The following is a 24,724-nucleotide window of genomic DNA, read 5'->3' as shown; positions in this document are numbered from 1 at the left end:
CTCTTTTTATGTATAATGTCAATGTTTTTTAAAAATTTTTTTTTAATAAAATGTAAATTTTAAAGGTGAGAGAAAATAATCTCACCTTTAAATTATTTGATTATTGTATGCTAACGCCATTCGTGGTAATTTCTTCAATGCATCGATAACATCATTACCATTAGTAACATTTGGAAATTCGAGTTTGCTGATATTATAATGATAATGATGTGTTGTATTATTCGTAGTATTCTGCACAGGAATTGGCACGCTTGATGTAGAAGCATTAAACGTTACTGCCATATCAGTTGACAAACCTTTCACTGCACTAATTAAGACGGATTTATTCCTATTTATGCCATCGGCTAAACCTGCCATAAAATCAGGCATCCACGTTTCATAGTTACGTAATTCGCCGATGTCTGGTCTTGAAAAATGCAAATAACTTGCAATTGTATGTGCAATACTTTTAACTTCATTTAAAACCGCATAAGCAGCATTTCTTATGCCACTCGCTAAACCATTGATGAAATCCATACCCCATCTAATTGCTTGAGAAGGCAATGAGCGAATATAATCTATAGCAGAATTCAAACCATTCACAATAGCATTTCTGATATTTCCTATCGTGCTAATTATACCGTTTTTCATCATTTCAAACATTTGAACGCCTAAATGATACAATGTTGAAGGTAAACTTCTAATCCAATCAATTATAGCATTCCACGCATTAATAACACCATTTTTAATATTATTCATGACGCTGATGATTGCTGTCATCAAACTATTCCATGCATTTAAAACTGTTGTTTTGATTATATTGACAATATTTTCAATCGATGTTTTTAAATTATTCCATGTGTTTACAACTGTTGTCTTAATTTCGTTAACTATATTAGATACTGTCGATTTCAATTCATTCCATCTCTGTATCTCATATTGAACAATTTCATTGACGACATTTGATAAAGCATTTTTGAGTTCATTCCATTTATCAGATATATATTTTCCTACTTCTTGTGCTATTTTCTTGACTTCATCCCAATGCGTGATGAGTAGTATAATACCTGCTATAATAGCAGTTACCGCTATCATCCAAGGATTTGCCATCATCGTTGTAAATACAACTTTCAATACGTTACCTAAACCCAATGCTGCGGTTTTCATCACGTTAAATCCGCTAACCAATGCTTGTCCGAGCGTTGATATGCCACCTTTTAAAGCATCAAATGTTAATTGTGCACCCACTTTTAATTGTACCAGATTAGGCGTTATTTTCTCAACTATTCCTGCTACTCCGCCCAACTTCCCAAATGCTTCTGATATACCGCCTACTGCTTTTGCTACGCCTGATCCAACTTCCATAAATTTACTTATTGTCGATAAAATTGGACCAAGTCCCGCCAATACGCCTGCTAAAATTAGAATAAATTTTTGCGTTTCAGGTGATAATTTTGCAAACCAGTTGATAACATTAACTAAAGAATTTGCTAACGATGTTATAGTTGGTACTAATTTATTGATTGCATTAAATAACTGATTTCCAAGTGGCTCTAATGCTAAAGTTAATTTATTCTTTAGTAATTCAAATTTTTCTGCAAAATCTTCTGTATCTTCTGCGGCTTTATTGATAGTTTCAGGACTTGATTTTAAAGTATTTAAGAATGCATCCATATCAAGTTTTCCTTCTCTGACTGCTTTTGCAATTGCGACACCTGTTTTAGTACCGAAATTTTCTACTGCTATTTGTGTTGCTTGCATATCGTTTGGTGCTTTCTTTATTTTCTCGAATAATGTTGCAATAGCAGTATCAGCATCTTTTATGCCATTTTTCGCCATGTTTGCAATTGCTTTATTAAGTCCTGTAAATACCTGTTCAGTATTTACGCCTGCTTTTGATAATTGACCTATCAAAGCAGTTGCACTATCGAACGATAGACCCATATTTTCCAATACAGGTGCGGAATTTTGGAGTGTCGTTAATAAATCGTTAACGCTGATTCCTGTACTTTGCGATACTTTGAATACGAAATCAAGCGACGTACCATAATTTTTAGCATCTATTCCAAATGCTTCAAAAGCGTGTGATGTTTGCTCTATTGTACTTTGCAAATCAACACCTGTTTCGTGTGATAATAATATCATCTTTTCAGATAATTCTTGCAATGGCTTGCCTGTAAGACCCAGTCGTGTATTCAAATTACTTATTGCCGTACTTGCTTCATCCATTGAAGTAGGTACGCTTCCATAAACTGCTTCAAAATCTTTTTGCAAATCATCTAACGCTTTTCCTGTTGCACCTGTAGCAATTCTAATCTTATCATTTGCATCATCAAACGACATACCAAGTTTGACTAAACCAGTCACTGCGCCCGCTATCGGTAACGTAATATATTCAGACATAGATTTGCCTACTTTTCCTAAACTTTCGCCCATGTCCTTCATTTTCTTTGATACATTTTCCATTTTCTCACTAAAGTTTAACCAAATATTATTTTGTTTTTGAATTGCGTCGTTTGTTTCTTTTAATTGATTTTCCATTTTTGCTAATTCAGCACGTGCATTATTCAATTTAATTACTAAATTCTGCGTTGCAGTTGCATCTTCGCCTTTGTCTTGCACGCTTTTTTGATATGCTTGTGTAAGTGTTTCTATTTTTTGTTTCTGCAAATCGATTTGTTGAGATAACCCATCATATTTAACCTTCAAAGCATCCAATCCCTTTTGGTTATCGCTAAATTGAGCCAACTGTGCTTTCATATCAGATTGAACAACACGCAACGACCTCGAAATATTGGAAATTCCTTGCTGAAATCCTGTAGAGTCCATCGAAATTTTGACCGATAAATTACCCAATTCTTCTGCCATCTATTTCACCTCTTTTAAAAGATAAGGTCGGTTAAAACGACCTCATCATAGTTAATAAAAGTAAAAAAAATAAAAACTATAAAATAGTATTATCAATCGTTGTTTTATTCTGCTTTTCTTCTTTATTTGCTTTATATGAAATTATGTCTAAATACCAAAAAATATCCATCTCATCTATGTCTTGCATATTCCAACCATTCTCAAAGAGTGATAAATATAATTCTTTTATAAAATCGAGCGGAGATATTCTTTCATCTCCGCCTGTTACTTTTTTTTCGGCATTTTATCTAATTTAGCGTTTAATGTTCCTGTTAATGAATTCATACACGCTGTCAAAGTTGGTACTAACTCATTAGCATCAAGATTATCATATACATCATCAATAGTGAATTGATTGTTAAACAATTCGACAATGAAATTTACAAGTTTATCCAAATCATCAACCTTCATGGCGTTAAAGTCGATTTCTTCTGTAAGTTGAATAGCATTTCTTAAACTTCTCGCTTTCACGTTTTGCATAACATAAGTTCTATCTCCCAGTTTTAATTCCATAAATTTACCTCCAATTCAATTTTTTTATAATTTAAAAGGCACTCAATTAAGAGTGCCCAATTGCTACGTTGTTGGTTTATACACTGCTGTGAACCAACCAGCATCTCCGCCTGTGTATCCCTCATCTTCATCGGCTGAATACTTCCACAGATGGTCGGAATATCTCGCATAAAATGTTCCTTTCAAAGCAGGATTAGCAAATTTTACTTTGTCCTGCATTGTTGAATAACTTTCTTCTATGTCTTGAAATTTTCCTTTTAATAACCACACATAGCGATATTTACCATTTGACTTCATCGACTTAAAGCCAATTGCGACGTATGGTGCAATATCTTTGCTATTATAATTTATTATACCTTTAGTTGTGTCGAATTGATGCCCTAGCAAATCTGCTTGCACTTGAAGTGGTACATCTGTCAAATCGAGTTCAACGTCTATTTCTGCTAAATTAGAAAATGAAGTAATTGCTGTATTATCAGCGTATAAAATGTCAGTATTGATTTTAGGCGTTATTTTTATATCTGTTACAGGTGCTATTGGTTTTACTGCATCATACGTTAGAGGATTTTCACTCGTTAATTTTGCGTAAACTAAATTTTCTACTCCAATTATTGAAGAATTTTCTATTGTTGCCATATTAAACATCTCCTTTTTTATTTTTAGAATTCTTTTACAAAGCGTATTGCTTTATGATATATTTTTGTATCGCTTTCGTACAAATCAGCACTTGAAGTTCTTCTATATCCTGCCAATATCATAGTTTTCATGAGTTCATAGACGATATTTGTATAATTTTCTTTACTCCAAACGTCGATTTGAATATAATACCCTGTTAATACTTCTTGATTATCTGCGTATAATTCGCCTTGCTCGTTATAGACAAAATAAGTAATAGCAGGATATTGTCCTGATATGTTATTCATAAATGATATTCTACCGTTCACAAGATTGACAAGTGTTTGATTAGATTGGAGAGTTATTAGAATTTCATTACTAATATTTGTAATCATTCTTGTAGCCCTTCTTTCAGTGTCTTTGCAATTTCTTCTTGTACTGCTTCAATGTTTTCCTCATACGCAGGTTGAAGAAATGGTCTTGCTTGCATTTTCGATGTGCCCCATTCTACAAACTTTGCTCTCCAACTCAACTCTTTGTCAACGCCAACTTCAATGTATTTAACGTCATCTTTTGTCTTGACGTTTGATACATCAATGTGATCTCGAATATGTTCCTCGTTATATTTTGATACGTGTACTTTCTGTTTTGCACTTTCTTTGATTATTTCTCCTGCATTTTTTAATGCTTGATTTTCAAGACGTGATACGTTAATTCCTTTTTGTTCCAAATTTTTAAGTATTTCATCAAGCCCTGTTATCTCGCTATTATCCATTTGTAATCACCTCACAAACGAGGTCTATATATTGATGTTGATTATTAAAATCGATAATTGATTTAATATCATAAATTTGATTATTGTATTGCACTTTCATATCATTAGTGATGCCTTTTCTATATCTGATAGTAAACTTAACATCATTTTCTGCTTGTATAGCGGCTGCTTGATAGTATTCTTTTCCTTGCGTTGGCGTTACTTTTGCCCAGCAATCGGCAAATACAACTGTTTCTTGTTTTTGAAATCCATCACTGTCAGTTGTGACTGTTGTTTTTAAAATTTGAATTTTATTTTTCAAATCTCCTGCTTGCATAGTATCACCTCTTAATAGCAATATTTCAATTGCATTATCATAGATGATACTATATCACGTATTTTTTCACTTGTGTTGCTTGTCGTCAATTCTCTATTCTCGTACCAATCAGATACAAGAATAGCAATAATTAATTTTGCTAATTCTACTTGATTTGTATTTGTTTCATCGATAACTACACCCGCATTTTCCAAGTAGGTTAATGCATTGTTTATTAATAGTTGAATAATGTCATCTTCTTCAGTATAGCCATCATCGATGCGTAAATACTTTTTGATTAAATTAATATCAACTGTCATATTTTATCCCCTCCAAATTATATAAAAGAGGGGATAAACCCCTCTAATTTATCAATTAAAGTTCGACGTAGAAGCATGCTCTTGCGTCTGCTGCTTGTATATCGAATCTTTCTATTACTCTTATGAGCGTTTGATTATAAGCAAAACCTGCTTCAGTTGATGTCGCAATTGCAATCTGTTGTCTGTCAAAGAATTTCGCTAAAGCAAACAAATTAACAACGTAAAATGGTATCTTACCACTTGTTACAGGTGTTACGACATCGTTGCCAAGCGCAACTACTTCAGCACCTTTGAATGTCTTTGCACCCTGATTTGCTATTGAATCGCTCATAAGTGGTCTACCCATGCTGTCAGTCAATTCGTCGAGATAGTCATAACCATCGACGTTTGTCAATATGATAGTTTGTGGTCTCAAAGCGGGTACTATGCTATTTAATATCTTTATAAGTCCTTTATAATCGCTTGCTGTCTTTGTTACTGCATTTGCTTTTACTATATTGACTATTTGTTCGTTCTCTGTATTTACTGCACATTCTGCAAAATCTGGTGCTACAACTGCATTATAAAAATTTACACCTGCATCCGCTAAAACGCTATTATCGACTGGGATTATTTTGCCATAATCCTTGACTGCAAATTCAATTGGAATAGTAGTTATCATTTCGCTGACTAAAGCAGTATCAACTGCAAGATTCGCTAATTTTCTTGTTGTTGAACCCTGTGATATAGGCATTTTACCGCTATTTGACGAAACTGGTATTACATGAGCATATTTTTTGAGTGAAGGATAATTGCTCTGTAATACTTGTACTTGATTAACGAATTCTTGTGGCATAATTGCGCCTGAATTGCTAACATTAACACTTGCCCTCTCCTCTGGTGTCATGTCCTGCTTTAACAAATATTTTGATATTGCTCTAAATTCATCAACTTTAATTTCTTTCTTTTCCACAATATTCAACTTCCTTTCATCTATATTTTCTTTTTCAGAATTTTCTAATTCTTCTTGAATTTTGATTTTGTCTTGAAGTTTTCTTACTTCTTCCATCTTTGCGTTTGCTTCATCAACTTTGTTTTCATTGAGCAAACCTCTTACTTCCTCTTTCATCAAATTTAATTGTTGTTTCATCTCATCTGATATTTTCATAGATATTACCTCCTTGAATTTTTTGTTAATATTAATAAAACTTGTGTTTTACACAAGTTCTAATTCAATCTGTAATTTACGTTTTAATAATTCTTTTTCTTTTTGTTTTTCTATTTCTTCTTTCATATTTTGCGCTTTACGTTGCGCTAATACTGCTTCTGTTTGCGTATAAGCAGGATATGTAACTAAACTTACATCATATAGTTTAGCAATATCGAATACAGTACGTGTCATTACACCTGTTTTGTCGTCATATTGCCACTCATCGCCATTATCTGCTACAACAAAAGCGAATGAACATTGATTAATATTGCCTGCCTTCATATTCTCAATTAGGTCGTTAGCATAACTTGTATTTGAAGGTATAACTTCAAAGTACAAGCCAATATCGTCAACTTTTAATGTCAATGTTCCGCTTGTTGTTCTACCTAAAACTAAATTTTCATCGTGATTGATAAGTGCGACAACGTCTGACATATCAGTACTATCGAAACAATGTCTATCAAGTGTTTCAAAGAATCCCAAATCGACGCTTTGTTGATTGAATTTCGCAGCATATCCAACTATTTTTGTTTGTTGTGTAGTATCATCTACTTGTACTGCTCTTACTTCTGCATTGAGATGAAATGTTCTTGTTTCTTTATCGTTTATTGTTGCACTTCTTTTCAGTGTTGGCGGTTCTATGTTTGCATCTTTCAAGTGTTGTGCTACATGATTATATACACCTTGAATATCGTGTACGGGAATATTTGTGCCATTCATTGCACCGTTGAGGAATGCAATAGCATTTCTACAAGCAGTTATATTTGCTTCTTTTGCGTTTCCATCTGCATCAACCATGTGATGTATGAATTTCCATGCGCTTTTTGCATCGGGAAATCCGTCTTTATCGTTGTCTGGTGCGGTTTCATCATACCAAGCGTACGCTTTGAGAAAATTCTTAATATCATTTGATTTTAGATTTGCCTTCATAGCGTTTCCATCCCACGCCACATCGACAACATCTGTTTTCTCGTACGGTATTACTGCCATCGTCAATTACCTCCTTTCTGCTGTTGTTGAGCATTTATATCTTTAGGCATGTATGCCATACCTACGTTTTGAAGTGGTTGATAGTTGCCATTACAGATGAGGACATCTGACCCTTCTTTAAATGGCAATTCTTCCATTTGACGTGCTTCAGCAGGTGTTAGAAATCCATTTTGAATCGCTTGAGAATAAGCATCATAACGAGTTTTCAAATCACTTCTCAATATAGCGTCTACATTAAATTTAAAATACAATCCTGCTTGAATTTCCTGTTGAGTGAGTAATTTATACGTTAGTTCTTGTTCATACATGGTTAAAATTGGCATAAGCGTATCTCTATAGAATTGTTCTTCTTGCATTGATACGTTATTGAATGTTCCATTACTCAAATCATTTAACATGTGTAAAGGAATACCAAATGCTGCGGTAATTTGTTGTATTGTTAATTTATTAAGTTCAAAGAATTGAGCATCTGCCATATTGGTATTTATTGGCTGAAATGAAAATCCCAGTGGCACAGGCAATATTTTACCTGCGTTTTGAATTCCACTTGCCATGTTTTGGAATCTTTCTTGCATAAGTTTGATTTTATCGTCTGACAAATCACCTGTAAATTGAAGTAATCCTTTACTAAATAAGCCATTTTTAAAATAGTTATTCAAATATCTTTCGCTGGATTGAGCATTTTCGATAATGGTTAATAGATAATCTTTAATACTCATTCCAGTTATGCCATCTCTCGTTAATCCTTTGAAGTGTAATATCTCATTTTCTGTTAATTTATATTGTTGACCTACATTTGAGGTATATACATAATAAATAGCATTATCGTTGCCGATTATGCCTGCATTATCAATCCATATTGTCACTTTATTCATGTCAAGAGGATATAAAGCATTTATTTTTCCATTTGCTGGATTGGTATCTATATATACGATAGCATGTCCAAATTCGTTACGCCAATATTCCACAGTTTTCCAAAAATCAACTGCGGACATATATGGATTTGGACGTAATTTGAGTAGCGAATATAAGTAATGATTGGATAATTTCTGTATGCCTTGGTCTGTATCTTGATACAATTTCAAAGGCAATTTCGCTACAGTATCGCAGAGTATTCGCATACAAGTATAGTAAGTCGCTTCGTGGAGTTTATCAGGACTTATATCTGATGTATCAACCAATCCTAAGAATTGACTAATAAGCGGATCACTTAATGAATAATCTCTCTTTTCTTGATATGACCTTTTAAATATGCCCATTTAATCACCTCCTCGTGAAATATATACCCAAAGCGAGTAAAATTAACCCCAATACGTATATACCAATAATAATATTCAATAAAAAAGTGGCAATAACAATCAATGTTAAACCACTCAATATTAATATATCTTCGATATGATTTTTGATTTTCTTTTTCATATTTCACCTTCTCCCATTTCATTATGTCGTTAGACATAAAGGATATGTTTTGAAATCATCCCCTTACCAACCGAGTTTCTTTAAGTAATCTTCATTAACAAAATCATTTATATTAACGATATTCTTATCCAACATCGCCATTTTATGTGCATCAATGATTGCATCAATTGGGTCAATACGCTTCACTCTATAATCTTTATCTATTTTACACTCGCCAAAGGAATTAAAAGTTAATTTTGCATTTGCAATAGACCACGTCAATAGCCCATTTTTTCGATTATAGATGATATTTCCCGCATCGACCTCTAATTTAAAATCAATTGTTGCTTCATTTAAACTCTTTGCACTCTGCACAATTTCAACTGTATCTACTCCAAAACTTTCCAAGTCGTTGAGAAATGAACTTGCATTGTGTGGGTCATAACATATCATCTTGATTTTTAAGTCATATTTACTAATTAAATCCTTTAAATACGCTATAATATATTGATAATCTGTTTTTACACCCTGCAATGTTTCAGTTGCAGTGAGTAAACCTTCGTTTAGCCACACATCGTAAGGTGCTTTATCCGTCTTAATGTGTTCTTCAAGACGTCTCGCAGGAATAAATGAGTGTGAATGAATAAAATACTTTCTTTGACCGTCCAAATCAAGAGGAAATTCTAAAGCAATAGAGGTTAAATCACCACCTGATGACAAATCAAGCCCAACATAGCATTCTCTACCTCGCATATCTTCTAAATCAATATCACTACCGCATTGTTTCCAATTTTCTATGTTGATATAGCCATTTTCTGTACTCTTTACCCAGATATTTAAAGTTTTTGTCATAAAATTTCTTAATTCCTCTCCGCCCATTTCTTTTGCTACACTTGCTTTTGTCTTGATATTATCAATACCTTCTTGTGTAGAGCATACAAGCGGATTCGCTTTTATCCAATTTTTCTCATCCCAAATGTCATCATCTTTATCGAGTTGTGCTATATATACAAATTGCTTATCGTTTTCAAAGACACCTTCAAGTAAATTTACACAATAATCATATAATTCTTTGCAAGGTGAATTGATATTAAATCCTGCCGTTGTAATAACTGAAATTAAACTTTGAGGCAATTTAACTGTGCCATCCTCTAAAAGTTTATACATCTGATTATTAGGATGTTGGTGGTACTCATCGATAATCGCCACGTATGGTCTGAACCCATCTATCGTCTTTGTATCTCTTCCTAATGCTCTTATGATACTATGTGTAGGCAATACTTCTATTGTATTTTCGTATAGTTTAAGTTTATAAAATTGTCGCAAATCGCTATCAGCATTAATGAACTTAACAATTTCGTTTAACACTATCTTTGCTTGATCCGATTTTGTCGCCGCAGTGTAGATTTGACCATACTTATACCCATCAAACGTACTCGAATACAAAGCAATAACACCATTCAGCATTGATTTGCCATTTTGACGTGCTAATTGAATATATGAATTTCTAAATCGTCTATATCCACTATCTTTATGAACCCATCCGAACAATGAACCCAATATAAATGCTTGAAAATCGTATAATTTAAGCGGTTTTACTTCCATTCCTTCCGCAATTTTGAGTTTTTCTGCAAAATTTAACACACGATTTGCTTTTTCAAGGTCAAAAATGTAAGGAAATTCCTCTGTATTTTGCTTTTCAAGGTCTTTGAGGTGTCTTTGACATGCTAATTTAACGTATTTTCCCGCTATAATTTCGCCATTTAGCACTTTTTCTGCATATTCTGTGACTCTATCGTTCATTTAGACACCTCCTTTTTAACATTTATTGTAAAAATTCTTCAAATTTGTTGACTGGTCTGTCGTCTTTTGGCTTCTGAACTACAATTTTTGTTCTGTCAGTTATGCTCAAACCTAATTTTGAAGCACCATTTTGACATTGTTTGAATAATTTATCTTGTACATTTATCAATTTGAAGTATTTTTCACTTCCAATTTCTTCATTTTCTAATTCTTTTGATACAATTTCATAGTTTTTTTGAGCGATAACATATCTTGCAAGTGTTTCAGCATCTATATTTGAAAAAATTCCTATTTCTGCCAATTGATTTGCTAATGAAATATACTTTTCTTGCAAATCGTTAGGCAAAAATGAAGGAATTTCGATATTTTCAGCAATTGGTGCTTCTATTTGTGTGTTTTTACGTTCTTCAAGTTCTTTTTTGGTTAAATGTTTTTTTAACGTGTCTACATTTCGTCGTGTTTTCATATTGATACCCCCTAAAAAGTTGAAATTTGAGGTAAAAATTAACTTGATTTTGATTAAATTTACATTTTTTTACTGTTATAAAACCCTTTAAAAATCAATATAACGGGATTTTTTGCCGAAAAACAGCCCATCGCGCGACTCCAAATAAGCGGAAAAAGTAAATGATACACCCTAGGGGTATATTATATTAATTGTAATTTATTACCAATATCATTATTACCAATAATTTCCTTTAACATATCTTTCTCAACTTGCATATCAGCAAAGTATTCCATTATCTTTATATTCTTTTTTGTTTCTTTTAACCAATATCTGTAAAAACACTTGAGGAATATCTTTTCTTCAAGCGTCATCTTATCTACATTCCCACTTGTTCTATCTAAAATTTGATTTACAATCTCAATGTTTCTATCCATCTTTTATCACCTCTTTTCTTAAGCACTCATGAACGCTTGTATAAACAAACTCGCATTTATTCTACCTAACGTGTTGCTTGATATTTCTATTGTATGCCATCCGTTGGCACTAACTGGAATAGTAATATCTTGCTGATTATTATTAATACCTGACATAATTATATTTCCATCTAATTTAATCGTAACATTTGTTGGACTAGTACTTGTATAAATACCATAAATCATAGCATGACTATGTGATGGAATACTAACAGTATGCGTGTGGTCAAAATAGTGCACATGTTGTGGTACAGCATGACTGTGCATATTTGTTGAATGTGTATGAGGTCCGCTATTTGTTGTTGTTATTGTTGCACCAACTTGTCCATATCCAGTAGCATATTGAGTGCCATTTATAGTTACCGTGTGATTATGTCCACTAAATGTATAAGAATGGTTATGATCACCATCGCTATTAATTGTAACATATTCATCGCTTGTAGTAGTATCCATCCATCCCAATCCGCCATCTTGGGTATTTGCAACAGTAGTCATGTAACTACTTGGAGGTGTTGTTACACTTCCTCCGCCACCACTTGCTGCACCTTGTTCATATGCTCTAAACGGTTCTAATGAAATATTTAATTTGCATTTCCTTACGCTTATTGTTTCTGGAGGTAAATAAAATTTCATTTGCATTGGATGGCTACTGTCTAAATTATCAACTATGCTATCTTGCCACGTTTGTAATATTCCATCTTGGTCTAATATTGTTGCTGTTCCTGTGCTATTAACTATTTTAAGTCCATACTTTTGATTAGTTGTATCGTATTCTCCTAATTGTACTCTTGCTATTGAATTATTATCTTTAACTGTCAACAAATTACCACTTATATTAAATGTACCTGTATTATCAGTTATAATAAGGTTATTTCCTAATAATATTTTTCCAATCAATCTTTCAGCATACACACCAGTAGCATCTAATACTGTTTTAAACGTATTTCCTCCATCATTAGTAAAACCAATAACTCCATTAGTCATCCTTATATATTTATTTGGGTCAGTAGGATTTTTTATAGTAATGCCTCGTCCATCTATTGTAACTGAATTATTAACACCTGATTCAATCGCTCTTTTGGTTGTATCCCATACGTTGTTCAATATTGTAGTAACGTCATCAACTGTTGCTACTGTATCGTTCCATTTGTATTTATTCATATCAACTTGAGTTGAAGTCGATACTAATTTATACAGCGTTTTTAAAAATTTATCTTCGTCTGTTTTTATTTCTTTTGTATTTGATATTGTAATAGTTACTGTACCATCTTCATAATTGAAATCCATTTCTATTATTTGTGCTTGAACATTTATATTTAATCGTTCATATCTTATGTTTATAATATCTCCCAATACTAATTTATCCCAATTTCTTTGTTCTTCTACAATATCAAGGAAATTTACTATATCGACTTTTATGATTGGTATAGAAATTTTCAATTTTTCAAACAATTTTATAGCATCATTATACAATTGTTTCTCATCTGTATAGTTGTTGTCATTCCATATTTTTTCAATAACAAACTGATTTAATTCTTTTATTTCATCTGCTGTAAAATTATTTTCTAATTTCAAAGTATTTCTCAAATTATCTATTTGAGATTGAACGTTTTGAATATTCGTATTATCTTGATTTATTGTTGTTTGAGCAGTATTTAACTGATTCATTAAATTATTTCTTTGTACTATTAAACTACTTGCATCTTGACCTGTTGTTTGTGCCACATCTATTTGATCTAATATCGTATCAAGTTGTACTTGAATTTGATAATAATTTTCTTCATCGTTTGCTAATTGCGTTTGTAAACTATTTAATTGACTTAATAAATTTGTAAAAGTACCTTTATTATTATTAATCAAATCTTGATAATCTAATAAAGCATTACATAAAGCATCGCTCATGTAATAACTATGTTGTAATACATTTTTATTACTATCTCTTTCAAAAGGATACATAAAATAAGAATAATCTTCTATATAATCAGTTCCAGTTGGATTAACCCTTTGTATACTCAATCCATCTTTACCAAATACTTTTAAACGTGTAACCACACTTTCATCGTTATCCTCTTGATTTAACGATTTTAAATATTTTTTATATGATACTGTTAAACCACGATTAACACCAAAATTATCTGGGTTATAAAAGTTAATTACTCTATTTTCAGTATCAAATATAACCAATGCGCCAAATGTTTCTGCTATTTGAAATATAAAATTCAACACTGTAATGTTTGATACATCAAAACTTCTATATTTTAAATCAAAATTAGCATCTATATACCCAGTTGTCCACAATGTAGATGATAATACATCTGTTAATACTTGACTCGCTTTATAATTGTCGTTTTTGTACGCAAATATATTTTTATCATTTAACTCATATGCTAAACTAAAAGCGTGTACATTAATTACTTCTTTTTCATCATCTACACCTTTTACCACTTCATCGATGATAAACCATTCAGTAGAATTACCAATAATTAACTTTATTAAATATCTTTTTTGTATCATATCAAGATGTGGGTTAGTAACTAATTTACTCCTTATATCTACCTGTGTTGGTAAATCAAAAGTTAATTCATCTATATTGCCTAATTTGAATTTAGTATTGATATTATATGCCTCATTTAATTTAGCGATAATTGTTCTATTTGGTTTACATAAAAATAACTGCGGTCTTTGAGGTTTTAAAGTATAATCTATATCACCTAACATCGACTATTTCACCTTCTTTATTTTATCCATAATTTCCCAATACGCATCTGGATTTTCTCTTAATAACCCATGTAAATATTCATGTGCAGAATTTGATAATGTAATCAAATTATTTTCATTCAATCTTAAATCCCAATTCTGCTTTATCGGCACAATATGATGCACTACATCAGCAAATACAATTCTATTTTCAATAACAAGAGAATATAAACATAACCCATGATATTTCTGCATGATATATTTTTTCATTATCTGCCAATCATCGCTAACATAGAATTTCTGCTCTTTTATATCAGTTCTATTTTGTTTATATTCACGATGTCTTGCTTTTTGCTTTTCTTCATATTCTCTCTGATGTTCTTCGCAATACGTATGCCCAATTTCAACTAACTTATTACATCCCTGTTTAGCACATAGTTTTTTCATCATTGTTTATCATCTCTTTTTTGTTTGCATATCGTCATCGTCATCAGATTCACTAAAAATATCATTTCCATATCCAACTGCCGATAATATCATCTTTTGATTTTCTTTTAGTTCATCTAATTCTTTTTTAAGCCCTTTGTAAATTCTATACTCGAGATGATCCAATTCCTTTTGCATATCGTTCCAATAAATTAACCTAAATTCAATATTACTCTTTAATTTATTACTTATTTTTTCATTTTCAACTGCCACAACTTGCTTTTCTGTTTCTACTGCTTGTACTGCATTTTCTATTTCTGTTGCTTTCGCTACATTCGTTGCTTTCTCAACTTTCATTTGCTTATCCTCCTCATTTTTCTTTTTTCTACCACTTTTTTTAGTTTCTTTAACTTCTTCTGATTTTTCTAATTTTTCTTTTAATTTTTCTAACTGGCTCATGTTTTGTTCATTCATTTCCATATTCAACACTCCTTTATTTATTCTTTTTTCCCATGCGAAATTGATATAAAGGACAATCCTTTATTGGACATTTTTCAACTTCGCTATACTGATTATTACTGCACTGTAGACACTTTTTTCTAATTGCTTCCAGCGGTGTCATGACAAATCACCTTTGCTTTTTGTAGATATTCATTCAAAGCCCAAAAATATAAATCGATTTTTAGCATCTCATTTTCTTTTTTATTCTCATCTTCAATTTTTGCTAATCTACGCATAGCACGTATTATTCCTTTGTTTAACAGTTCGATGTTATCTGTAACTTCCATTTCAATCCATCCTTTCGTATTTACTGTTTGAATAAATATTTATTTATCCAGTAGTCCGCAACATCATTCATTTCAGCCAAAAATTGTGATGTAGCGATTAGGTATAATTTCAATTTTGCCATCTCTTGTGCGTAAGCAATTCTATCTTCTTCTCTCATGAGTTCCTCGCTTCCGCCTGATAAGATGTACATATCATCGAGATTTTTAATTACTTCTTCCACGCCCTCGAATATTTCATTTATTTCCATATTCATTCATCCTTTCAAATAAATTATGAGGGGATATTTTATCCCCTCACTCATCAAATTCGTTAAGCATTAATTGGACATGTCTTAACTTATCGATAAGAATTTCTTTTTCTTTTCTAAAATATTCAGTCAATTTAACCGCATCATTGCCTTCAATTTCTTCAAGATTTACTTGATTATGCTTATTTACATATTTTTCTAATATTTCATCAATTTTGCTTTCGATTTGCTTTAATTCTTCGATTGTATTCAATCAAATCATCCTTTCATTCGTTTTTAAATCAGTAGTTCTCAAAAATGAGATAAACAGAGTTACATTTTGTATCTCTCATTAACAAACTTATATTTTGTAAATTTGTTTATATAAACATAGCAACACAGGCGATGTAGCACTGCATTGCTACGTTTGTTTTAAAAAGCAATTCAGGGATAGATTTATCTATTTATCCCATAGCAGAAATACTCATCTGCATAGCCATTTTATCATTTTTAAAATCGGAGGAAGGGAGAATCGAACTCCGCTAAAATGGCAAAAGCACCATGAGTAAAGAAGATAGTTGTACTAGCGATATAATGGAAGCAAAGCATACTAACACTTTGCCCCATTTCATTTTGGCGTTAGCCAAATGAATATATGTTAATTATATCAGTTACTCTCAAAATTAGGGCTACTCAAATTGCTTGAAATATCAACGTTTTTGAGTATTTTTAGATATTTTTTCCGTCAGTAGTGTACGTTTTGACTACTCAAATTTTCATCAACACGTCTGTAGAAAATAGAATAAATTAAAAATTTATCTTAAATTTCTATTAACATAGAAAATTTATATCTGATATTTAAAAACCTTGATTTTTAGTTATTTCATCGATATTGAATTTTTAGTAAAGTGCCTCAAATATAGTAATATCAATGCTTTGAAGGCAATTCTTTAAAAAGTAAAAATGCAACATCTCTATATAGAGAAAATGGCGAGTTTACCTCTAACCCAGTATTCATGCGTATTTCGAGGATCGAGTTTTAAATGATATATATGAGATATAAGCATATATTTTGAAAAAATGGCGAGTTTAAATATTATGCTATTTCTCACTGCGATTTGAAATCAGTTTAAAAAATGCTTAAAGATAAATAACGATAATAAATATCTACAATGTCAATTGTAGAATTAGATATATAGAAAATCTATATATCCTATTTTTTCAATACGGACGTGAAGTTGCAATTTTCAGTACTAATCAGTACTGATCATTCCGATTAATACTGAAAGTACCAAAACAATAATCCGAATCTTTAAAAATTAACTAATGCTTTCAAGTATTTTTTTTATTATGTCATATGCACTTTCTTCAGTTTGTTTATTACCTTCTTTTTCTTCTTTTTTTCTTTCGTAATATTCTTCTTCAGTTTCCCATGGCAATATATCTTCATCGACTTGACAATCTTCTTCTTTTGTGTTATCATATTCATAGTCGAGATTCACTTCATTATTATTTGAAGTGATTTTTTCTTGTTCTATATCGTTATTTTTTTGACAATCGGTTAATACTTCTTTATTTATTTCAAAAGTATCATTATTATTTTCAAAATTATTTAATAATTCATTATCTTTATTATCTTTTAAACTACTTTCAATACGAGAAGAAAATATTGGAGTTGATACAGTTTCTACATCATCGAATCTTTCATCATATTCATCTTCATTTTCTTCTTCTTTTCCCATTTCAAAGTCACGATAGTGACTATATTCTTCATTATTACTATTTTTATGTTCAACATTATTAATAATACTATTTTCCCCTATGAATTGTTCATTATTATTTAACAATTCAGAAATGTAATTATCTTTAGAAGTATTATTACTCAAATTAAAATTAATTTTATTTTCCTGCAAATCAAAATTAACCAATTTTGATTTATTTTGATAAGAATTATTTATAAGATTGTTTATAAGATTATTATTAGTGTCGCTTTTTCTACTTTTCAGTGTTCCTTTTCCAACTTTTAAGTGTTCCTTTTCCAACTTTTCAGTGTTACTTTTCCAACTTTCACTAAATTTTACCAATTTAATTATGTTTGGTTTTTCAAATATAATATATTGATTTTTTCTTTTATTTACCATTTTCTTTTTAATATATCCATATTTTTCTAATTCATCTAATCCAGCCCAAATTAGTTTTCTGCTAACATCTAAATCTTTTTTTATTTCGGTTACGTAAAATTGCCAATAATTGGGTTTAGATAACATATAAAATAATATGCCTTTTGCGTTGAGTGATAATCTATCATCAAAAATAAATCCTTTGTCAAGTTGTGTAAAATTCTTAATTTTAGTAATTCTATATATATTTATGTCTTTATTTTCAACATTAATTTCAATATCTGGATTTTCTTTGATGATATATCTAACGTAATTTACTTGCTTAATCTTATCTCTTTCTTTTAATTTAATTAAATATCCTTTATTTTCCAATTCTTTTATTCCTGACTTGATAGCCCAAGTTTTATCACATGTTATGCTTTCTATTTCTTCGATTGAAAACTTATAATAGTCAGGCATTGACAAGAAATAAATCATCAAGCCCAACTCTTTTGGTTTTAAATGTTTTATCAAACCATTGTCAACTTGTGTAAAATTTTCTTTATTTTTGTTCGTTCTGTATATTGTTTTCATCGTTTTTTACCTCCTTAAAATTTAATTCAAATCCATAAGGCAGTTCGTAAACTGTAAAATCATAGCAATTAATATTACCTCTTTTTATTTTTTTACGTGTCAAATACTTATTCGATATTAATTCTTCTATCGCTTTATTGACTCTTTGTGGTGATATTTGCATATCTTTTGCCATTGTTGAAATGTAAAATTGCCAATTGTTGGATTTTGTGAGCATATAGAATAAAACACCTTTTGATAACAAAGATAGATTAGGGTCAAGTAATGAATAGTTATCGATATTTGTAAATTTATTTCCCATTTCCCACTTGATTTTGTCTTTCTCAAAAAATGAATTCCTAACTAATTCAATATCGTTTATATTATTATTACAATGTTTTTGGTAAAATTTAGGATTTGTTTTTTTTAATAAACTATGTAACATAGCAAATCCTGCTTCATCTGCATTAAGATATTTGAAAACATCTTTATTTATGCCTATATAGTCACCTTCTATATTATGATTAACCCTGTAAATCATCTAAACCATCTCCTTATTTTTTTCAAGGCACTTCATAATATGAATACCCTTTCAAATTTGTCGATAGCAAAACTATTGACAAAATCGAAATTTGGTGATAAACTTACATTGTGGTGTATTGTGCCTTTCGATTTCGTCGATAATATTCTATTATACCACATTTTTTGAAGTTGTCAAATCGTGGTATGGCGTCTATATTTGCCCTACAATTGAAGTTTAAAATTGAGGTAATATATTTAGTACCCCCTTTAAATAAACTTGCAATACAAGGCAAATATAGGCGTATTTTATATCAAAGATTAGGTTTGGTACTATATATAGTGTATTATTAATCATTTATACACTATATATAGTATTTATTTTTGAATAAAACTAAAATTTTATTAATCAATTTCTTTATCGAAATCTGCTATCATATTTAGTTTAATTTTTGCGCTCTTTTGATTGACTTTTACAATTTCAACTTTGAATTGAGTATCATAATAATCTTTAAGACAAGTATTAATATCGATATGCGTTTGATTCTGTGGTATACATCCCAGATATTCATCGTTTTGAAATAATCCCACGTATTCTATATCGTTTACATATTTTGGCATAAGAGTAACTATATCATTTTCTTTTATCGCTTTTGCAAATTCTTCACCTTTACAATTTACAACTGATGTTTCTATATTTATTCTCTCTTTGTTTTGTTTGATAACTTCATCGACGTGAATATCTATTTTCATTATTTCACTTTTGAATTTCTTGCCGAGCATTTCAATTATTTTGACGTTTTCTTCCAATTCTTCAAGTTCTTTTTTATCAATTGATTTAATTATGCGCTTTGTTTCTTCTTGTTTTTCTTCGAGTATTTTTAAAATTCCTTCTGATGCGACAAGCCACGGGAATAAATAACTTTTATTCGATTTTCTATCATCAATATAATTGACATAAATAGCAAACATCGCTAATGCTTTTTTGTCATCGCTTATTTTATCGAATTTTATTTGAGATAGATTAAAGAATCTGCTATATTCTTCATCTGATGCTTTCTTGAGATGTAGTTGTGCTATATTCTGCTTATATTTTATATAGAATTGCTTGACTTTAGCGTATAGTTCTTTGTGTTCTCTCATATATTCTCTGTTGATGATATATTCTGCTACTCTATTTGCGTCTGTGTATTCTTTTTTATCCCATACAAAATTCTTTTGTTCCCAGTTTTCGATATGTTTACAGAGAATATTCATCGTTGCTTTGTCTGCATATTTCATGATGTTGTAATTCTTACCATATTGATATTTCTGCAAAAAGTATGGCTTGTATTTATCAGCATATTTTCTCACGTCATCATCAATTTGAGGATGTATACCCGTTTTTGCTGAATCAATTTCAATGCCTTGATATATCCTTAATTTTGTGAGTTTGTCATCAAATTTATTGACGTTACCTTTCGCACTGCCTAATGTTGTCCAAAATGTCGCCATGTTTGTTATTTTGCCTATTTTATTATCAAGCGTTCTTAAATCGAATTGCAATATCGAATTATCGTTGATTGGCTCTGCTTTTGCAGTTGCTTTATCCTCGAGATTTACAATAATTGGATTGTTTTCAGTGATTACTGCATTAATTACCATTTTATTACTTGTATGGAAATAAGTGTCCCCGTCAAAGTCACTGCCCGAATGCTTTGCGGCGGTTAAATCAAAAGCATTTAAAACAAGTACATTATCATATCTCGATAGCCATTTTTGCGTCAAATCGTTGTTCACATACAAATCTTTCCCAATCTCGCTTGAATGAATGAGAGGACTTCTAAACGTTGCTCTATATCCTTCAAGTCCTACCGAATAAAATTCACCTTTGTTTAAGCACCCTTTAATTAGTAATCCTACTGCGTTTTCCAAATATGCAATCGGGTCTTGTACGATGAATGAATTGCGACCCTCGATGTATAATCTTCCTAACTTCATTTCATCAATAGTGCGTTGAAGTTGTTTTTTTATGAATGATTTGAAATATGGGTCTTTAAAAATCAATTCAGGATTCAATTGAAGTGCAGTATACATCTTACCTGCTAATATTTTGTTATTTATTTCTAATTCTGTTTCATCTTCGTTTTTACTACGTGATATAAGACCTAAAAATGCTAACGTATAATCGACATCGCCTTTATACACATTTTCGACTAATTCTTTTGTATAACTTGCTAAATCTATTACATCTTTACCACTCAATGCTAAACTTTGTAAATACTGATATGATGTTTTGCTATATTTTTCGGCTCTACTTGAAGGTATTACCCATTTTGCTATTCCGATTTTATCCATATTTAGTGGTGCGTAATATTTTTCTCTTAATTCTATGAATTCATTCCATGATGTGAAATATTTCCAAAACTTAAACATGCTTGTATTCCAAATCGCGTCTAATTCATCTATATTCCATGTTTTATCATATATATCGGTTATTGTAGATATACCTTTTTCTTTGTAAAACGCTTTAAAATCGAATTCATATGACATACCTTTGATTGATGGAAACATGCGTATCTGATACCCAACTGGTGTATATGGAATATCAAGCGATTTTGCTATTTTTTTACCCCATTTCGGATCATGTACTCCCATCCCATCCCAAAGCGTCGTTTCTACATCAAAATTGCCTTCTACGATTTGATTATCTTTAATTGTCTTGACATATTCATTTATCTTTGTTTTGTATTCGTCTATGATACAAACATTTCGAGGCACAACAGGCGAGAATAGACAAGTGCTAAACGATAAACCCCTGTATGCTTCATATTTGCTTATTACCGCTTTGTCTACGTGCTTACCGAGCATGATTAATTCTTCTAACTGCTCTTTAAGCGTTTCATCTACAAATGCAATCCTACCTGTTCTTGTCATTGCAGGTGATTTTCCTAAACGCTTATATTTAATTCCATTTATTTCAAATCCGTTTATATCAATATTTTTCAATTTTTCTTGTGTTTTCTCGCTATTGTCATTAATTACCAAATAAACTAATTCAGGAATAAAATTCTCATCATATTCGTTATATTCTTTATGCTTTATCGCTTGTATCAATTCAGTGATTAAATTTTCTCCGATTTGAATTTTATTATCGTTTACATCTTTTCCCAAATGATTAATACTAATCTGATAAATGCTATACATTCTTCTTTTCCTCATTTTTAATTCCTCCTCGAATTTTTTATATTTTTTTATTGACAAAACGAAATAATAATAATATAATATAATGGGATGGTTTATATTGCTTTAGTAGGCAATCTTATTTTTATTATATCATACTTTAAAAATTTGTCAAGTTTTCAAAATTAAATAAAAAAAAGATATAATTATAATTCATTATATCTTTTAAATTGCTATTTTCTTATCTTCACTAATAAAATTTTCTAAAAGATTAACTGCTTCTGTGTATTTAATATTTGTCTTAACTGTTTTTTCAGCAGGAATTTTATCAATTTTCCCTAAAAAATCATAATTATTTACACCTTTTTCGTCAGTTGGTATATGAAATGTAAAATTACAAAATTCAATTAATAATAAATAATTAATTTCGATTTCAATATTTGTTATATATTTTACTTTTATTCTATATTCATTCGCTAAATATTCATCATCAATGTAATTTTCTTCTTCATCATCGATAATACTATATAAATCAACTTCATTATCATTTTCATCAACATATATTTCTGTTTCGTAATAATATTCCCTTTCTTGGGTATGATATCCTTTTATTATTCCCCAATTTAAATCAAGTATTTTTTTAATTACTTTATCTTTTAAAGTATATAAATATTGTTCTCTATCTTTGCATCTCGCTGTAATTCCATAATTGCCCATATCGTAGTTTTTTTGTTTACTATCTCTTGATTTTTTTGCTGATTTATTTATAATGTATAATGATTCCGCTATATTTTGAGGTGTTATCTCTAATTCTCTTATTTTTTGTTTTTTTGTCTTAATAAAATTTTTAATGTAATTTTCATTTTTGATAATTTCATTTAAATCAAACACTGGATATTTAAATGTTTTTCCAAAATCATGAAAACTTTTCATTTTTTTCTCTTTGATTAAACCTTTTTGCCACAATTTTTTTATTTGATATGTACTGCATTTAAAATATTCTGCTATTGGTTCATAAGTTACAAGTTTTTCATTTTCTATCAATATTATTACCTCCTTAATTTTATTTTTATATGTTTATTATATCATAAAATCGAAATTTGTCAAATATTGACAAAGATAAATAATAGTAATGTCTTTTAAATACCCTACAATCGCAGTTTATTTTTGAGGATATATAATTATACCATCATCATTCAAAACTACGATTGTAGGTCAAATAAAGGCGTGTTTTTAATAAGCAATACTCAATCGCACTTCGTCTAATCTTGTTCTTGCTATGCTTATTATTTTTGAAGTATCGATGTTGATGAGATTCTCCGCTTCTCTCACTTCGTATTGGAAATCTCTGGATTTAATGAATTTTTCTTTTGGCAATTCGATAGAGAATCCTAAAACTTTCGATATTTCATCAAGTTTTATATTAGTTTTCAAGTATCCTTCTTTATCAATCCATATTTTGCTATTCAAATTATATTTTTTCATTATTTCGATAAAGTCATTCTCTGTATGATTTGATAGAATTGAATATAAATCGCTTAATTGCAATACGCTAATGAACCACTTTTTATGCACATCCCTAAATTTCTTTCGATAAAATCCTTTGTACGCAACATCAATCGCCCACAATATCATCTTTGCTTCATCGCTGAATTTGGAAATATCAAAATCATAATATGAAATAATTTCTAATAGTGTACTGCCTGCGTATTTGTCAAAGTAATTTGTCATAACAAAAGTATTATTGAGATTTGCTGAATTTTCATTATGATAACTTCCATTTCGTGTGTAATGATTTGACCAACACTTTAGATTTTTAAAGTCAATATCAACGCCAATAACTTGATTAATTGGCTCGTTTATTCTATATATTGAATTAAAATCAAAAAAGTAATTAATTTTGTACCCTTTTATTAATTCTAAAATTCTACATGATAAAAGAGAATCTATATCGTTTGATAGTATTAAATCATACTCTCTCATATCATTTACCCAATTTGGAAATAACTGTTTAGCGTATTTGTTCATCTGTGCGGTTTTAAGCATTTTTCTTTTTTGCTTTGAACCTTCCCGCCTTTCTTTCTCGTTTTTGTAGTTCTTTTTCTATATCTTTTGCTTGTTTTTTCCATTTGCGAATTTTATCCTCTAATGTCTGTGTTTTTGCCATATTCTCACCTCACATCAATATAATTTTGATATGCTTCGAGCATATCTGCTTTCAGTTCGAGATGCCCTTTCTCATACTTGCAAATGAGTGCTTCACTACAGTTTAGTGCTTGCGCAAGGTCTTTTAGTTTTATTTTTTTGCGTTTACGCTTAATGATATATTCTTCACGACTTGTTAGTTCCATAATTATCATCTCCTTTCTATTGATTCAAATTTTTGAAATAAAACGAGCATTTTATTCAATTTTTTGAATGATATATTCTTATTTTTTATTTCTTTATATTTTTATTTCTTTGTCTTTAACGTTTAAACACCTCCCTCTTAAGCGTTTTAATACCCCTATTTAATAATTTAATACCCA

26 protein-coding genes are annotated in these 24,724 nt (G+C 30.3%); all 26 read right to left on the bottom strand.

Annotation, left to right across the window (positions count from 1 at the left end; genetic code table 11):
- Positions 1-87: 87 nt before the first annotated feature.
- Complete coding sequence (locus HNR52_RS04165; RefSeq protein WP_435619776.1) at positions 88-2,847, bottom strand: phage tail tape measure protein; 2,760 nt, start codon at positions 2,845-2,847, stop codon at positions 88-90.
- 264 nt (positions 2,848-3,111) lie between these two features.
- Positions 3,112-3,399: a phage tail assembly chaperone G gene (gene gpG, locus HNR52_RS04160; protein ID WP_435619775.1), complete on the bottom strand. Its 288-nt coding sequence runs from the start codon at positions 3,397-3,399 to the stop codon at positions 3,112-3,114.
- 63 nt (positions 3,400-3,462) lie between these two features.
- Entirely contained in the window at positions 3,463-4,035 is a 573-nt protein-coding gene (locus HNR52_RS04155) for a major tail protein (protein ID WP_435619774.1), read from the bottom strand.
- Positions 4,036-4,058: 23 nt separating this feature from the next.
- The gene (locus HNR52_RS04150; protein WP_435619773.1) at positions 4,059-4,409 is read right to left on the bottom strand and encodes a hypothetical protein; all 351 of its coding nucleotides are present in this window, start codon (positions 4,407-4,409) and stop codon (positions 4,059-4,061) included.
- Complete coding sequence (locus HNR52_RS04145; RefSeq protein ID WP_435619772.1) at positions 4,406-4,789, bottom strand: HK97-gp10 family putative phage morphogenesis protein; 384 nt, start codon at positions 4,787-4,789, stop codon at positions 4,406-4,408. The genes HNR52_RS04150 and HNR52_RS04145 overlap by 4 nt, the downstream gene beginning before the upstream one ends.
- Positions 4,782-5,105, bottom strand: a complete 324-nt coding sequence (locus HNR52_RS04140) for a phage head closure protein (RefSeq protein ID WP_435619771.1) — start codon at positions 5,103-5,105, stop codon at positions 4,782-4,784. Before HNR52_RS04140 ends, HNR52_RS04145 begins: the two co-directional genes overlap by 8 nt.
- Before the next feature lie 11 nt (positions 5,106-5,116).
- A complete protein-coding gene (locus HNR52_RS04135) occupies positions 5,117-5,404 on the bottom strand; it encodes a head-tail connector protein (RefSeq protein ID WP_435619770.1) in 288 nt (95 codons plus the stop codon).
- A 55-nt stretch (positions 5,405-5,459) separates the two neighbouring features.
- Positions 5,460-6,551, bottom strand: coding sequence for a phage major capsid protein (locus HNR52_RS04130; protein WP_435619769.1), 1,092 nt, complete (start codon positions 6,549-6,551; stop codon positions 5,460-5,462).
- 48 nt (positions 6,552-6,599) lie between these two features.
- Entirely contained in the window at positions 6,600-7,583 is a 984-nt protein-coding gene (locus HNR52_RS04125) for an HK97 family phage prohead protease (protein ID WP_435619768.1), read from the bottom strand.
- Positions 7,584-7,585: 2 nt separating this feature from the next.
- A complete protein-coding gene (locus HNR52_RS04120; RefSeq protein ID WP_435619767.1) occupies positions 7,586-8,842 on the bottom strand; it encodes a phage portal protein in 1,257 nt (418 codons plus the stop codon).
- Positions 8,843-9,065: 223 nt separating this feature from the next.
- On the bottom strand, positions 9,066-10,784 hold the full coding sequence (locus HNR52_RS04115) for a terminase large subunit (RefSeq protein WP_435619766.1): 1,719 nt from the start codon (positions 10,782-10,784) through the stop codon (positions 9,066-9,068).
- 22 nt (positions 10,785-10,806) lie between these two features.
- Entirely contained in the window at positions 10,807-11,250 is a 444-nt protein-coding gene (locus HNR52_RS04110; protein ID WP_435619765.1) for a phage terminase small subunit P27 family, read from the bottom strand.
- A gap of 182 nt (positions 11,251-11,432) precedes the next feature.
- Entirely contained in the window at positions 11,433-11,666 is a 234-nt protein-coding gene (locus HNR52_RS04105; RefSeq protein ID WP_435619764.1) for a hypothetical protein, read from the bottom strand.
- Between the two features lie 18 nt (positions 11,667-11,684).
- Positions 11,685-14,423: a phage tail spike protein gene (locus HNR52_RS04100; protein WP_435619763.1), complete on the bottom strand. Its 2,739-nt coding sequence runs from the start codon at positions 14,421-14,423 to the stop codon at positions 11,685-11,687.
- A 3-nt stretch (positions 14,424-14,426) separates the two neighbouring features.
- Positions 14,427-14,852: a DUF8602 domain-containing protein gene (locus HNR52_RS04095; RefSeq protein ID WP_435619762.1), complete on the bottom strand. Its 426-nt coding sequence runs from the start codon at positions 14,850-14,852 to the stop codon at positions 14,427-14,429.
- Between the two features lie 6 nt (positions 14,853-14,858).
- Positions 14,859-15,308 carry a hypothetical protein gene (locus HNR52_RS04090; RefSeq protein WP_435619761.1) on the bottom strand — a complete coding sequence of 150 codons (450 nt, stop codon included), beginning with the start codon at positions 15,306-15,308 and terminating at the stop codon, positions 14,859-14,861.
- Positions 15,309-15,427: 119 nt separating this feature from the next.
- Positions 15,428-15,616 carry a hypothetical protein gene (locus HNR52_RS04085; protein ID WP_435619760.1) on the bottom strand — a complete coding sequence of 63 codons (189 nt, stop codon included), beginning with the start codon at positions 15,614-15,616 and terminating at the stop codon, positions 15,428-15,430.
- Positions 15,617-15,636: 20 nt separating this feature from the next.
- A complete protein-coding gene (locus HNR52_RS04080) occupies positions 15,637-15,864 on the bottom strand; it encodes a hypothetical protein (protein ID WP_435619759.1) in 228 nt (75 codons plus the stop codon).
- Positions 15,865-15,910: 46 nt separating this feature from the next.
- Positions 15,911-16,117: a hypothetical protein gene (locus tag HNR52_RS04075; RefSeq protein WP_435619758.1), complete on the bottom strand. Its 207-nt coding sequence runs from the start codon at positions 16,115-16,117 to the stop codon at positions 15,911-15,913.
- 1,045 nt (positions 16,118-17,162) lie between these two features.
- Positions 17,163-18,536: a hypothetical protein gene (locus HNR52_RS04070; RefSeq protein WP_435619757.1), complete on the bottom strand. Its 1,374-nt coding sequence runs from the start codon at positions 18,534-18,536 to the stop codon at positions 17,163-17,165.
- Positions 18,505-19,056: a hypothetical protein gene (locus HNR52_RS04065; protein WP_435619756.1), complete on the bottom strand. Its 552-nt coding sequence runs from the start codon at positions 19,054-19,056 to the stop codon at positions 18,505-18,507. Before HNR52_RS04065 ends, HNR52_RS04070 begins: the two co-directional genes overlap by 32 nt.
- A 383-nt stretch (positions 19,057-19,439) precedes the next feature.
- Positions 19,440-22,235, bottom strand: coding sequence for an RNA dependent RNA polymerase (locus HNR52_RS04060; RefSeq protein WP_435619755.1), 2,796 nt, complete (start codon positions 22,233-22,235; stop codon positions 19,440-19,442).
- A gap of 186 nt (positions 22,236-22,421) precedes the next feature.
- Positions 22,422-23,240 carry a hypothetical protein gene (locus HNR52_RS04055; protein WP_435619754.1) on the bottom strand — a complete coding sequence of 273 codons (819 nt, stop codon included), beginning with the start codon at positions 23,238-23,240 and terminating at the stop codon, positions 22,422-22,424.
- 189 nt (positions 23,241-23,429) lie between these two features.
- Positions 23,430-24,179, bottom strand: coding sequence for a hypothetical protein (locus HNR52_RS04050; protein WP_435619753.1), 750 nt, complete (start codon positions 24,177-24,179; stop codon positions 23,430-23,432).
- Positions 24,180-24,234: 55 nt separating this feature from the next.
- A complete protein-coding gene (locus HNR52_RS04045; RefSeq protein ID WP_435619752.1) occupies positions 24,235-24,363 on the bottom strand; it encodes a hypothetical protein in 129 nt (42 codons plus the stop codon).
- Between the two features lie 4 nt (positions 24,364-24,367).
- A complete protein-coding gene (locus tag HNR52_RS04040) occupies positions 24,368-24,547 on the bottom strand; it encodes a helix-turn-helix domain-containing protein (RefSeq protein WP_435619751.1) in 180 nt (59 codons plus the stop codon).
- Positions 24,548-24,724: the final 177 nt, after the last annotated feature.

Origin of the sequence: Thermoanaerobacterium thermosulfurigenes, assembly GCF_051201035.1 — a bacterium.
Lineage (GTDB): Bacteria > Bacillota > Thermoanaerobacteria > Thermoanaerobacterales > Thermoanaerobacteraceae > Thermoanaerobacterium > Thermoanaerobacterium thermosulfurigenes.
The sequence above is the reverse complement of the archived record's forward strand: the minus strand, read 5'-3'. Positions and strand labels throughout refer to the sequence as shown.